This window comes from Bacillus sp. NSP9.1 (assembly GCF_000465465.2).
Classification (GTDB): domain Bacteria; phylum Bacillota; class Bacilli; order Bacillales; family Bacillaceae; genus Bacillus; species Bacillus sonorensis_A.
In genome coordinates this window covers 679,213-692,329 of sequence record NZ_CP048273.1, presented here as the reverse complement: position 1 = coordinate 692,329, position 13,117 = coordinate 679,213, and the positions used below count along the sequence as shown (strand labels likewise).

At 42.4% G+C, this 13,117-nt stretch carries 11 protein-coding genes; 4 read left to right on the top strand and 7 right to left on the bottom strand.

Going from position 1 to position 13,117, the window contains the following annotated elements; translation table 11 throughout:
• Positions 1 to 19: 19 nt before the first annotated feature.
• The 5 genes from tuaC to M654_RS03335 form a co-directional block, all read right to left on the bottom strand.
• Positions 20 to 1,228, bottom strand: a complete 1,209-nt coding sequence (tuaC, locus tag M654_RS03355) for a teichuronic acid biosynthesis protein TuaC (RefSeq protein WP_026588959.1) — start codon at positions 1,226 to 1,228, stop codon at positions 20 to 22.
• A 2-nt stretch (positions 1,229 to 1,230) separates the two neighbouring features.
• The gene (gene tuaB / locus M654_RS03350; RefSeq protein ID WP_026588960.1) at positions 1,231 to 2,682 is read right to left on the bottom strand and encodes a teichuronic acid biosynthesis protein TuaB; all 1,452 of its coding nucleotides are present in this window, start codon (positions 2,680 to 2,682) and stop codon (positions 1,231 to 1,233) included.
• Between the two features lie 23 nt (positions 2,683 to 2,705).
• The gene (locus M654_RS03345; RefSeq protein ID WP_256860323.1) at positions 2,706 to 3,461 is read right to left on the bottom strand and encodes a sugar transferase; all 756 of its coding nucleotides are present in this window, start codon (positions 3,459 to 3,461) and stop codon (positions 2,706 to 2,708) included.
• A gap of 166 nt (positions 3,462 to 3,627) precedes the next feature.
• Complete coding sequence (locus M654_RS03340) at positions 3,628 to 5,115, bottom strand: N-acetylmuramoyl-L-alanine amidase (RefSeq protein WP_035428521.1); 1,488 nt, start codon at positions 5,113 to 5,115, stop codon at positions 3,628 to 3,630.
• A 305-nt stretch (positions 5,116 to 5,420) separates the two neighbouring features.
• Positions 5,421 to 5,720: a hypothetical protein gene (locus M654_RS03335; protein ID WP_026588963.1), complete on the bottom strand. Its 300-nt coding sequence runs from the start codon at positions 5,718 to 5,720 to the stop codon at positions 5,421 to 5,423.
• Positions 5,721 to 5,897: 177 nt separating this feature from the next.
• Between M654_RS03335 and tagU the strand changes: the two genes are divergently transcribed.
• A complete protein-coding gene (tagU, locus tag M654_RS03330) occupies positions 5,898 to 6,824 on the top strand; it encodes a polyisoprenyl-teichoic acid--peptidoglycan teichoic acid transferase TagU (RefSeq protein WP_026588964.1) in 927 nt (308 codons plus the stop codon).
• Positions 6,825 to 7,110: 286 nt separating this feature from the next.
• The gene (galU, locus tag M654_RS03325) at positions 7,111 to 7,989 is read left to right on the top strand and encodes a UTP--glucose-1-phosphate uridylyltransferase GalU (protein ID WP_026588965.1); all 879 of its coding nucleotides are present in this window, start codon (positions 7,111 to 7,113) and stop codon (positions 7,987 to 7,989) included.
• 52 nt (positions 7,990 to 8,041) lie between these two features.
• Here the strand turns inward: galU and M654_RS03320 are convergent, their stop codons facing one another.
• The gene (locus M654_RS03320) at positions 8,042 to 9,226 is read right to left on the bottom strand and encodes a CDP-glycerol--glycerophosphate glycerophosphotransferase (RefSeq protein ID WP_026588966.1); all 1,185 of its coding nucleotides are present in this window, start codon (positions 9,224 to 9,226) and stop codon (positions 8,042 to 8,044) included.
• 37 nt (positions 9,227 to 9,263) lie between these two features.
• A complete protein-coding gene (locus M654_RS03315) occupies positions 9,264 to 10,043 on the bottom strand; it encodes a WecB/TagA/CpsF family glycosyltransferase (protein ID WP_026588967.1) in 780 nt (259 codons plus the stop codon).
• A 410-nt stretch (positions 10,044 to 10,453) separates the two neighbouring features.
• On the opposite strand from M654_RS03315, the gene tagD reads away from it, so the two are divergent.
• Together tagD and M654_RS03305 are read left to right on the top strand one after the other, a co-directional pair.
• The gene (tagD, locus tag M654_RS03310) at positions 10,454 to 10,843 is read left to right on the top strand and encodes a glycerol-3-phosphate cytidylyltransferase (RefSeq protein WP_026588968.1); all 390 of its coding nucleotides are present in this window, start codon (positions 10,454 to 10,456) and stop codon (positions 10,841 to 10,843) included.
• Between the two features lie 210 nt (positions 10,844 to 11,053).
• The gene (locus M654_RS03305) at positions 11,054 to 13,015 is read left to right on the top strand and encodes an alpha-glucosyltransferase N-terminal domain-containing protein (protein ID WP_051290457.1); all 1,962 of its coding nucleotides are present in this window, start codon (positions 11,054 to 11,056) and stop codon (positions 13,013 to 13,015) included.
• Positions 13,016 to 13,117 lie beyond the last annotated feature (102 nt).

The following is a 13,117-nucleotide window of genomic DNA, read 5'->3' as shown; positions in this document are numbered from 1 at the left end:
AACAGGTCCTTTTGACATTTCACCCCCGTCCGCCGGGTACTTCCGCGCCTTTTTTTAGATCGCGCACGATCCTTTCATATCTCTCTTTCAGCGCTTTTGCGTTTTGGTTTGCATCATAATGTTCATACACCTTCTGATAGAGCTCGTCAGCGATATCCGCCCGCCATTTGCCGCCTTCGACATAATCGGTGACCGCGGCTTTCAATTCGGAGACGGAACCCGGCTTCACAAGGAGATGGCGATGCTTTCCGAACAAAGCCGGGACACCGCCGACCGCTGTGCAGACAACCGGCACTTTCAGAGCCAGCGCTTCAATGACAACGGTCGGCATCCCTTCCGAATAGGAAGGAAGGACAAACAGGTCTGATGCGGCAAGGTATTCGGATATTTGCTGATTGGCCACCTGCCCCGTCAATATCGCCTGGCCGCCGGCTTTTTGCCGGATCCGCTCTTTTTCCGGCCCGTCGCCGACAAACACCGCCGCATAGCTGTCATCAAGCTGCCGGACGGCCTCTGCCAGCTCAGCCACTCCCTTTCCCTTGACCAAACGGCCGACGAAGGTCAGCAGCTTTTTATCTTTCGGCAAGCCGTATTTCTCCCTCAGTTCGGCTTTTGAAGCGGAGGGCTTTTGAAACCGGTCAAGACTGACCCCGATCGGAAGCACAGCGCTTTCGACACCTGTCATCTCTTTTGTTTTGTCTTTCAGCATATCGCTGACCGCCAATACATCGGAAGCCGAGCGAACGGCTCTTTCAAATGCTTTGAAGGCCCCTTTGCTGTAATGCGGGTAAACATTGACGTCGCTCCCGTGCAGCGTCAGCGCATAAGGGATGTTGAGCCTTTCTGAGACGACGGCGGCGGCGCCTCCCGACGGCATCGCGAAATGGGCATGGATCATGTCGGGGGCCAGCCGGTGCTTGCCGATTGTCCGCAAAACGGCTTCGGCTATCCGGCGGTGCGGCTGGGCCCATTTCAGCTGGCCGGGCAGCGCAGTGTATGGCGGCCTGTAGACCGGAATTCCCTTTCTTTCTTCATATTCCGGAGATGAACGGATGCGCCGGTATTTTTTTTTCAGAAGCCTGAGAGGCCCGGGATTCACAGGCAAAGGACAAATGACGGTGACATCGATTCCGAGCATCCGCAGCGCCTGTACCTGTGTCTCATGAAAAACGCCTTCCCCCGGTTTTTGACCGCTGGGATAAACACTGGTAATCCAAAGTACCTTCAACATTAAACGCCCTTTCTGCTTTGAAACTGGGCTCTTACCGCCCCTTGATAAAACTTGCCGACCAGCAGGCTGTATACAATTCCGCTGATGACGACGGAAACCGACAGCTGAAGCATGGCTCCGGGCAAAAGGTGTCTGGTTCCCGCGCTCAAGCCCAGAGCCAGGGCTGCCATTAAGGCCGTCAGCGCCAACGGTTTGCCGATCGTCTTGAAGTATTCGCCAAACTTAAGCTGGATCACATATTTGAGCAGCCATCTGCCGATCAAGAAATTGATCAGACTAATCGCAGCATACGTCCAGGCGGTCAGCACCAAGTCATTCGTCAGCACCGCAGCATATAGAGACAGTCCGTAAAGGAGCATAATCCCGCTGTCCCAATAAAAGGCAAGATCCGCTCTCCCCTTCGCCAATAAAACCGATCCGTTCGGATTCATCAGCACCCTGAGCAAGCCGACAATCGCCAGAATGTTAAGCACAGGGACGGCCTGCAGCCATTTTTCTCCGAAGACGACCTCGATAAACAGATCGGAAACGGTGGTCAGCCCGATCAGCAGCGGGAAGGAAACAAGTGCGAGAAGCTTTGTCATATTTAAAAAGCCTTCGCGCAGAGTTCCGTTGTCCCGCTGATTTTTTGAGAAGACAGGAAATGCAACCTTTGTAATAATCGGATTGATTTTCAACACGGGAATCGTGATAATCTGGTAGGCCAGGTTATAGATTCCCAAAGCTTCAGCGCCGAGAAAACGGCCGATCAAAATCATATCAATGTTGGCGCCGAGCCTGTTGACAAGGCGTGAAGCAAGCTGGAAAGCGCCAAACGAGAAAAAACCGCTGACTTCCCGTACCGCAAAAACAAATGAAGGACGCCATTTTTTTAAATATACAGCAAAAAATAGGATCCCTTTAAAGGAATTGAGAAAAACTTGTGACAAAGCATAGGCGATAATCGGGTCCGTCAGAACCATAAGGACGAGCAGGAGCACAAACGACGCTATCGCGGCACCGGCTTCAATTTTGCTCAGCACATTGAATTTCAAATCCTTCTGCAGCAAATATTGATGCTGTTGTCCGACCGGCGCGATTAAGAACATCACCGCCAAAATCCGGATGAGCAGCACAAGTTCGTCCCGCTGATAAAAATCAGCAATCACCGGACTTAAGAAAAAAAGGCCGATAAACAAAAGGAAGCCCGTTATGATATTGAGCCAATACAAAGTCGACAATTGGCGTTCACTGATGTCTTCCTTTTGAATTAAAGCGGCCCCGAATCCCATATCAAGCACAATTTGCGTAAAAACCGTGACCGTTGTCAGCATCCCGACGAGCCCGAATTCGGTGATCGTCATTATATTGCCAAGCAGTGCAAACTGTACAATCTGGACAGCCGTGACAATCAAAGTGGACAGGCTTGTCCATTTTGCACCGCTTAAGATTTGTTTTGTAATGGTTGACATAGCATATTCCTAACTTCCTTGTATTATCTGGCTCCCTCACCAGTCAATACTACTTTAATCGTTTTGACCATGACCTTCAAATCGAGAAGAAATGTCAAATTTCGAATATAATACAGATCATGCACAAGCTTTTCCCTCGGACTGATGTCATATCCGCCATTGACTTGTGCCAGCCCCGTTAACCCAGGCTTTACAATTAAGCGGTTTTTAAATCCCGGAATCTCATGGTGGAACTGAGCGGTAAACATCGGCCGTTCCGGCCTTGGTCCGACAAGGCTCATGTCTCCGGCCAGCACATTGATCAGCTGCGGCAGTTCGTCAATCCTTGTTCTTCTAATAAACGCCCCGACCGCTGTGACCCGCGGATCATCCTTCTGGGCCCATTTGGCCCCGGATTTTTCGGCATCGATTCTCATCGAGCGCAATTTGATCAGCTTAAAATGCTTGCCGTCTTTTCCGACGCGTTCCTGGCGGTAAAAAGGCGAGCCGGGAGTTTCTATAGAAATCAAAATACAGAATAGCAGGATCACCGGCAGTGTAATGGCGAGACCGATGAGTGATAGGACGATATCCATTGCCCGTTTTATATTCAAATACCGTACTGCTTTTTCAGATAGAGCACAAGAATAGATCTGCTGGCTTGAGTATTCATTATACATTCTTAAGCTTTTGTCCATACTCACTGACATACACCTCACGATTGGTTTGGTTCTTTGTGATCTCTGCGTCAGTGTAGCATATGAACGTAAACCCATTGTAAAGGGCTTGTTAAAGAATATTAATTGTGTGATTTTTTGATAAATTTGTTTAATTTTCTTTAACCATCGACCGCCTCCGCTCCTTTTTGTTGAATTAATGGAATAATCATACTATATTTCTATATATAAAAAAAGAAGCCGAAGTTCGGCTCCTTTTTTCACATAAAGGGCTCAGGAAGCCCTCCTTCTATCTATAGTATGCTGAAACAGCATCATTGATTCCTTTTGCTGCTTTATCCTTTAGCGTCCCGCTTTTTAATTTGCTTGCGTCAGACGAATTCGTGATAAAGGCGGTTTCTAGTAAAACACTCGGCATTTTCGAGTACTTAATCACATAGAACCCTGCTGTTTTCACGCCTCTGTCTCTTGTTCCGAACGCGCTGACGACCCTCGGTTGAACTAATTCTGCAAGCCGCTTGCTGTTGGCGCTTTGATAGGTTTTGTCATAATACGTTTCAGTGCCATGTGATGAAGACGTATATGAATTGGCATGAATGCTGATGAACAGATCAGCTTTTGCGTTAGCGCCCTTTTTCACCCGTTCTTCCAACGAGTAAAACGTATCGTTTGATCTTGACATGACAGGAAGTGCACCGGCGCTATACAGCTTGCTGTTCAATCTTTTGGCGATATCAAGGTTAACATCTTTCTCCTTTAAACCGTTGCCGACCGCACCCGGATCCTGATCTCCGTGTCCCGGATCGATGAAAATCGTTTTACCGACGGCGGGATTTTTAAGCTGGTTGGCCACTTTGGAGCTGACTGAAGGTGTTCCGCCCATTATGGAAAAGTATTTGATGTTTTTGTCGCCGCTGAATGCCCTTGGTTCCTTTGATAAATTGTCTCCGTTCGTCAGAATGATCGCTTTATTTTGTTTTGCAGCCAGGGCCGCCCCGCTGATAGAATCGGCATATTTAAATCCATTGCTGACATAAGTGTTGCTCGTGCTTAAACTGAATTTTTTTGCGATATTTACAGAAAGGTCATAGCGGTTTTTTCCGCTGATTCGGGTAGGAGAAGGAAGTTTGCGATATAATGTGCTGTTTATGCTTCCCGTGCTTCCTATGACAATTGTTTGTTTAATGCCTTTGCTTATGATTGCCCCGGATGTATAGCTGTTTAACGTTTTTTCGTTGGTAAACAAGATCGGATAACCATTTTTAGCGGCGTACGGAATGACGGCGATTGGATCTGCATATAAGAATCCGTTCGCTATGACCGCTTTTGAGGTGTTTGGCATAGATTTCGCCACTTTTGCCGCTGTATCATAACGGTTTTTTCCGGCAATTCTTTTCACGGTGATTCCAAGGCTTTTGATTTGATTGGCTACTGTGTTTGATACTGCAGGAGTTCCTCCTACTATATAAACAGTTTTTGTATTCAACTCTTTTAAACGGGATTTCGTTTCAGCTGACAGTTTTTTTGAGTTTGTAAACAAAAGCGGTGCGTTTTTCTGATAAGCGAAAGGCGCTGCCGAAATGGCATCCGCATAAGCTCCTCCGCCTACAATCACAGCCGTGCTTGCGCTTGACCAGCCTTTTTTGGATGCTTGTACAGCTGTGTCATAGCGGTTTTTTCCGGCAATCCTGTTTGCTGTGTTATCTGCAAGTGCAGAAGGGATAAATAAAACAAGTCCTAACAAGCAAATCGGGAGGACTTTAAAAAATCTGTGCAAAGTGACCACTCCATCTTTTCTATAATATTTTAATTCTACTAGGCTCTAAATATATAGATCGAAATATCCAAATTGATATGATATGCTGACTCGCACATCACTCTGCATTTACCGGGCGTATCGTCCGCTTGATCAACACATTGCAAACGGCTTTAGTGGTGCCTTCCTCTAAAAACTTTCATTTGTGCCCGGGCCTTGCATGCCCCCTGGTCATCTCAGCTGGTTCCATTTATTATGTATTTTGGGGGCGGGTGTCATTGCCACATCCGCCCTTTTGAAAAATACAAGCAAAAATTTTGAAAGTTTTATTTGATACTCTCAATTTTTTTCAATTCGAGCTGGCCTTCTTCATTTTTTTGATAATTGACTTTCACTTTTTCCCCGTCTTTTAATTGGTTAATATCTCCTTTGTAATCATCGACAATGATTAAGCTGACAGGTTCGTTATTAACTTTAACTTCGATTGTATGAGAATCAGCCAATCCCACAAATGTTCCTTCTTCAGTCTGAATGTCGTTTGTCTGACTTCCTTGTGTTGATTGTTCAGCAGTTCCGCAGCCTGCCAATAAGACTAAGAAAAACATCAATGCGGCTAATTGTTTCATTTTCATCACCTCTTGTTTTTTATCGACAAACATTTTTAATTTTAAAGAAAACAAAAGAATTTTGAAACATTCTTAAGTTCTATTTCGTCAAGTTGTAATGTGACAAAAAAAAGATGTTGTTTCTATGAATTTTAAAATCTATAATCAAGTAAGAGTAAAAAATAAGGTGAGGAATCTATGAGAGCTGAAAAAAGAAAAAAGAAAAGAAAAGTCTTTTTCATTATTTTGACAATTATAGGCTTATTCGTTTTAGGTACCGGCGGGTATGCATACTACCTCTGGAATAAAGCTGCTTCAACCATCGCGAGCATACATGAAGATCTCGGAAAGTCCGACAAAAGAGACAAACAGGTTGACGTGAACAGCAAGGATCCAATTGCTGTATTAATCATGGGAGTAGATGAAAGAAAAGGCGATAAAGGACGAGCCGACTCCCTCATTTACATGACGGTGAACCCTAAGACGAATAAAACGGAAATGGTGAGCATTCCTCGTGACACATACACCGAAATCATCGGCAAAGGAACGACGGACAAAATCAACCACTCCTATGCCTTCGGTGGAACGCAAATGACCGTTGATACGGTTGAAAACTTTTTGGATGTACCTGTCGATTACTTTGTAAAAGTCAATATGGAAAGCTTCAGGGATATTGTTGATACACTCGGCGGCATTACAGTGAACAGCACGTTCGCCTTCAGCTATGACGGATATACCTTCAATAAAGGGGAAATTACCCTGGACGGTAAAGAAGCACTTGCATACACAAGGATGAGAAAACAGGATCCAAAGGGTGATTTCGGAAGACAAGAGCGGCAGCGGCAAGTCATCGAAGGCATCATCAAAAAAGGAGCAAACATCTCATCCGTTACGAAATTCAGCGATATGTTCAATGTAATTGAAGATAATGTCAAGACCAACCTTACTTTTGATGATATGTGGGATATTCAGTCAAACTACAAATCAGCCCGAAACAATGTCGTTCAACATCAGCTGAAAGGTCAGGGCACAAAAATCAACGGAATCTATTACTATCAAGTGGACGAGAACGATCGTGCAGCCATTTCTAAAGAATTGAAAGAAAGCCTATCTCTAAACAACTAATAAAAAACAAAAAAACAGCTTCCCTAAGCTTGTTTTTGTTTTTTTACTGCCTTTTTCAGATTGTATTCCCTCATTGGATATGTAAACGATTATCACCAGTTCCAAATTAAGTTCAGCCCTTCAAATATTTCCGTTTTCTTAAATCATTCGTTGTCTTTATACACTTTCGCTTGAAACTATATTTTTTAATAGCATACTTCCCTCATGTTAATGCGTGTGAAATGGCTCGAATTGTGGTAAAGTTTAAGATATCGACCACATACACTTTAAGGAAGGTGCTTTACTAATGAAAAAAGTAAGAAAAGCCATAATTCCAGCGGCTGGTCTTGGCACTCGCTTTTTGCCGGCTACTAAAGCAATGCCGAAAGAAATGCTTCCGATTGTCGACAAGCCGACCATCCAGTACATAATTGAGGAGGCCATTGAATCAGGCATCGAAGATATAATCATTGTCACAGGTAAAGGAAAGCGTGCCATCGAAGACCACTTTGACCACGCTCCGGAACTTGAACGCAATCTTGAAGAAAAAGGGAAAAACGAGTTGCTTGAAAAAGTCCAAAAAGCATCGAATATGGCTGATATCCATTACATTAGACAGAAAGAGCCAAAAGGACTCGGACATGCAGTCTGGTGTGCGCGGAATTTTATCGGTAATGAGCCTTTTGCCGTTTTACTTGGGGATGATATCGTTCAGGCTGAGACACCAGGGCTTCGTCAGCTGATGGATGAATATGATAAAACCCTTTCTTCTATCATCGGTGTTCAGCAGGTGCCGGAAGATGAAACACACCGTTACGGAATCATTGATCCGCTTACAAAAGAAGGCCGGAGATATCAAGTAAAGAACTTTGTCGAAAAACCAAAGCCTGGAACAGCTCCTTCTAATTTGGCTATTCTCGGCCGTTACATCTTTACGCCTGAAATCTTTATGTATCTGGAAAAACAAGAAATTGGAGCGGGCGGGGAAATTCAATTGACAGACGCGATTCAAAAGCTGAATGAAATTCAGCGTGTATTCGCTTACGATTTTGAAGGTAAGCGCTATGATGTCGGTGAAAAGCTTGGGTTTATTCAAACAACACTTGAATTTGCCATGCAGGACCCAGAATTAAAAACACAGCTTGTTCCTTTTATAGAAAACCTTTTAAATAAGGAAGAGATTTAAACAAAGAAAAACTGGCATTTAAATGCCAGTTTTTTTGTATAATAATCAGTTGTTATCCTTTTTCTTGCTTGCGCCTGACACTTTTCTCAGTCTCTGATTGCATCAGCAATTGATGAACAAAATCAAGAAGCTTTCGGCTGGAATCCCCTTTTGAATATGAGTTCCACTCCGCTGCAAAATGTTGAATATTTTCATTTTGTTCGCCGATCTGTTTCAACTCTTCAAGCAGTTCATCACGTTTAAAACATGCCTTTCCGGGTATTACCCTTTCAAAGTCATCGATTAGTCCGCGATTTTCGTCATATTGAGCCATATCATACGTATAGAACAGCATCGGCTTATTTAATAATGCGAATTCAAAAGGGACCGAAGAATAATCTGAAACCAGTACATCACAAGCGTATAAAAGATCTTGTAAAGGATGCTCTGAAACATCTTTAAAACAGCCATCACTCTCATCCAGTTCGATCCTTTTACGCACGGCCGGATGCAATTTTACCCACAGCTCATATTCTCCGTTTAAATCTTTTAAAAGCTGTTCTTTTGTAAACGGAAGATTGAGGCTTGCCATGTCATAATCCCTGTAGGTCGGAGCGTAGAGAATGACTTTTTTAGTTTGCACAAATGAAGCCTTTGGCTCCGAATCAAAATACTGATCAGTCAGCGGAACTCCCGTCCGCAAAAACTTTTCTTCTTTTGCGCCGAATGAACGTTTGAAAATCTCTGCCATCTTGTCTGAACCGACCGCAATATAATCAAAGGAACGATATACCTTTTTAAACCTTTTGATATCCGCCGCCGTTCTATGTTTATTCGCAACGTCCTCAAGTCCGAATTTTTTGAGTGCGCCATTGGCATGCCAAACCTGGATACATTTCGTCTGCGGACGATTGTTCAGTACGCTCGTTATCAAAAAATAATTATCAGTGATAACACATTCGCTCCTGAACATATGATAAACAGCCTGTATGATATGAAAAGGATTTGATTCACTTAGCCATTTTGATTTAACGGCCGGAAATTCCTTTGCAAGGGAAGCGGCGTGTCGAGTATACAATACACAGACTTCAAAAGGTCGGTTTGTTTTCCTTTCATATTCCTTCAGCAGCGCCCTCGCATTATCCTGGAATGAAACGAGAAAGACGACCCTTTTTCGCGGCTTGATCCACCTTAAAATAAAGCCGGTTACCGAAAGCCCTGCCGAATATAGTACAACTAGTAAAGAACGTATATTCATCCTTCAACCCAATCTCTTCAAAAAATTCATCATGATATTATGCATCAATTTGTTTTGACTGCTCTTTAACCCGTTCAGGATAGTAGCCCTGCTTTTGAACCCTTTCTTCTTTCAAAACGGAAAAAGCATATTTCGGGATATTCATCATCCTTTTCCATCTTGACGGGTTTGTTGCCAATCTATACAGCCACTCCAGGTTCAGTCGAATCAGCCAGTTCGGAGCCCGTTTGACAGAACCGCTGAAAACATCAAAGCTGCCGCCCAGGCCGATTGCAATGGCCTGCGGAAACAGATGACGATATTGATAAATAAATCTTTCTTGATGCGGGTAACCTAAAGCTACAAAAACCATGTCCGGTTTTGCCTTCGCGATCCGTTGAGCCACCGCTTCTTTATCCTTTGCAAAACCGTCTGAATATCCAACTAGTTTGATATCGGGGTATTCAGATGAGATACGCTCCACCACGGCTTTGTTCACCTCTTTTTTTGCACCGTACAAAAAAACCCTTTTATGTTTTTGGTTGGCCATCTTCAAAAGATTGACAAAAACATCATACCCTGCGATTCTCGACTTTAACCTGCTCTTCGTAAGCTTTGACATCATCACGACTCCGATGCCGTCAGGCAAAATAAAGTCAGCGGATGACAATACATCGGAATAACTTTTATCTTTAATCGCTGCGTATCCGATTTCCGGGTTAACAGTAGCGATATAGGCGCCGATGCGCCGATTAATATATGAATGTTCAAGATGGTTCATAAAGCCGGCTAAATCGTTATTAACATAGGACAAGTTGTGTATCTGTGCCGTTTGCAACTTCATCTCCTCCTTCCAACAGAAAAATGCAATTATATGTGTAAACAAACGTTAAATGTCACAGGTAAGTGATCAGCCCCAAAAACGCGAATGATCTAACGTATATTTTAACATAGATGATTCATAAAAGCTTAACAATAACTTTACATCCATTTAAGATTTTTTACGCTTCATAAAGAATAAGCGCCATTTCGCGGATTATTTTTAAATAAAATTTGGAATTTCATTTATCGTTTACAATGCTTAACGTTTGATAGACGATGTGCTATAATAAGTGATCAGTGAAGACATGCGGAAAAATTGTCTTTTTTTAGTGGAAAGCACATACGTTTTTTGGATCTTAAATACATGTGAAAGTTCATTATAGTGGTTTTAGTACGTTATAGATGAGGAAGGAGAGTACGTTTAACATGAAGAAAGTCATCACATATGGAACGTTTGATTTATTGCACTGGGGCCATATCAAATTATTGGAACGCGCCAAACAGCTGGGCGATTATCTTGTCGTAGCGATATCCACAGATGAATTCAACCTTCAAAAACAGAAGAAAGCTTATCACAGCTATGAGCATCGCAAATTAATCCTGGAAACCATTCGCTACGTTGACGAAGTGATTCCCGAAAAGAGCTGGGATCAAAAAGTACAGGATGTAATCGACCATGATATTGATGTTTTTGTCATGGGGGATGATTGGGAAGGAAAATTTGACTTCCTAAAGGAACATTGCGAAGTCGTCTATCTGCCAAGAACAGAAGGAATTTCAACTACAAAGATTAAAGAAGAAATCGCCAACCTATAATTTCTGGTCTTTTGCTACAACAAGCTATGCTATATAATTTTTTCAAAAAGTACTTCTTACAAGTTTTAAGAAGTACTTTTTGATGCTTCATGGATTTGTGAAGTGAATGCAAGTAATCGGATGAATGCCAGCTTATAGTTGAAAGGAAGAAAAAATTTGGGCGAGAATAATTTTATTAATTTGAACAATAAGGAAACAGCCGTTCCGAATATGACGTATTATTTTATTTCAGGAGGCCTGCCTGATAATTACGGAGGATTGACAAAATCACTGCTGCTCCGCTCTAAATTATTTGGCGAGGAATGTCATACACCTACAACTTTCTTAACATTCCGTTTTGACAAAGAATTTTCAAATAAAAAAAATCAATTGTTTGAAAATCAAAAAATTGACCGGAAATTCACGCGAGTATTGAATATGTTTGATGATTTCCTCAGCAAAAATGCTAATGGGCGCTTCTATTCTGAAAGAATAAGTTTGCAGGAAATTAAAAAGCAAATTCGGAGAAATCGAATTCTTCAGAAATTCGGTACGTTGTTCAGCGGAAAAATAAACAACCTTGAGATCACTTTTTACGAAGATGGAAGGTCCGTCTGTTTTGTCGATTACTTTAACAGTGAAAAAAAGTGCTATAAAAGAGAAGAATACAGCAAAAACGGAACGCTGATCATGATCGCTTATTTCGATACAAAAACAGGCTGTTTGTCCCGTCAAGAATTTGTCAATGAAAACAACATGATCTACTTGGAAAAACACTATGAATATAATCCAGAAAAGAAAGATGTTCAGTTCACTCATATGAACTGGTATTCAGAAATGGGAGCACTCCATTTTTCTGACGAATCTGATTTAAGAAGGCATTGGATTGAAGTCCTTCAGGCCGAATCAGACAAGCCGAAGTTGTTTCTTGTTGACAGCAGGCCGCAGGACAAGCATATCTTTAGAGTCAAAAAAGCGCCGGCTTCCTATTATGCTGCAATCATTCACAATAAACATTACGGTGAAAATAAATATCAGATCAAAGGCCGTTACAAAGAAGTATTCAGTCAAATGCCGAATTTAGATGCTGTTTTCTTCATTACCGAGGAGCAGATGGAGGATTTTGAACTGATTTCAGGAAAACAGAAGATTTTCTTTTTCACTCCGCACACGATAGCCAAACCGCTGGATAAACAAGTGTTGAACGTGCCAAGCAAAAAGAACAAAGCTGTTATTATATCGAGGTTGGCGCCGATGAAAAATCTTACTCACGCCATTAAAGCCTTCAGGCTTGTAGTGAACGAGATTCCCGAAGCCCAATTGGAAATTTTCGGATCAGGCGAAGAGGAACATTTGATAAAGGCTGAAATTGAAAAATCCAGCCTCCAAAACAATGTCTTTCTAAAAGGTTATACTCAAAATCCTGATGCAGAATTTCAAAAGGCTTGGCTTACTATTTCCACCTCTCACTTTGAAGGGTTCGGGCTTTCAAATATGGAGGCTCTCAGCAATGGCTGCCCTGTTGTGACTTACGACTATGATTACGGTGCCAGAAGCCTTGTGAAAGACAATAAAAACGGCTTTGTTGTCGAGCAGTATAATATTGAGCAATTGGCCGAAAAAATCGTACTGCTGATGAAAGACGAAAAGCTTCATGAGGAGTTTTCCAAACGCGCTTTTGAAATGGCCGAGAAATATTCGACACACAATTATATGCGAAACTGGTCTGTTGCACTTCATGACATGATCAAGATCAGAGAGGAAAAACAAAGCTTATCAAACGCGTTCTCCAGCAAACTTCCATTCACGATAAGAGAGAATCAAACCCGTGAATCCGTGTTGACGCTTGAGCTGCATTGTCCAATGCAGATTGATGAAAACTATCATTTGCAGCTGATAGGGCTCGACAGAAAAAACAAAGCGCTGGTTGTTTCTGCCGCTCCCGACGAATCGGGAAAACGGTTCAATATCTCTTTCGATAAAGGGATTCATGTTGAAAAAATAAGAGCAAATAAAACCAGGACATTAGATTTTTATTTAGAAATCAGTAATGCAAATCATATTAAAGTATTAAAAAGGTTATCTGTTGATCAAACAGAGATGGCTTCTCCTTTTTCAGCCAAAGAGTATGAAATCGTACCTTACACGACTGTAAAGGGTAATTATTCATGGACGCTGAACGGGAAAGACTGAAGTTTCTTCAAAAAGTGCGGCGTTACTGCCAGCTGTAGAGGGCAGGATGATGATATCATTCATCTTGTGTATAATAATCGAGAGACTTCTTCATTGAATATC

What these genes read in the sequence shown, in the direction of transcription:
- tuaB (WP_026588960.1), bottom strand. Translation starts at nt 2,682, where the DNA reads ATGTCAACCATTACAAAACAAATCTTAAGCGGTGCAAAATGGACAAGC.
- M654_RS03335 (WP_026588963.1), bottom strand. Translation starts at nt 5,720, where the DNA reads ATGAAACAATTAGCCGCATTGATGTTTTTCTTAGTCTTATTGGCAGGC.
- tagU (WP_026588964.1), top strand. Translation starts at nt 5,898, where the DNA reads ATGAGAGCTGAAAAAAGAAAAAAGAAAAGAAAAGTCTTTTTCATTATT.
- galU (WP_026588965.1), top strand. Translation starts at nt 7,111, where the DNA reads ATGAAAAAAGTAAGAAAAGCCATAATTCCAGCGGCTGGTCTTGGCACT.
- M654_RS03320 (WP_026588966.1), bottom strand. Translation starts at nt 9,226, where the DNA reads ATGAATATACGTTCTTTACTAGTTGTACTATATTCGGCAGGGCTTTCG.
- tagD (WP_026588968.1), top strand. Translation starts at nt 10,454, where the DNA reads ATGAAGAAAGTCATCACATATGGAACGTTTGATTTATTGCACTGGGGC.
- M654_RS03305 (WP_051290457.1), top strand. Translation starts at nt 11,054, where the DNA reads ATGACGTATTATTTTATTTCAGGAGGCCTGCCTGATAATTACGGAGGA.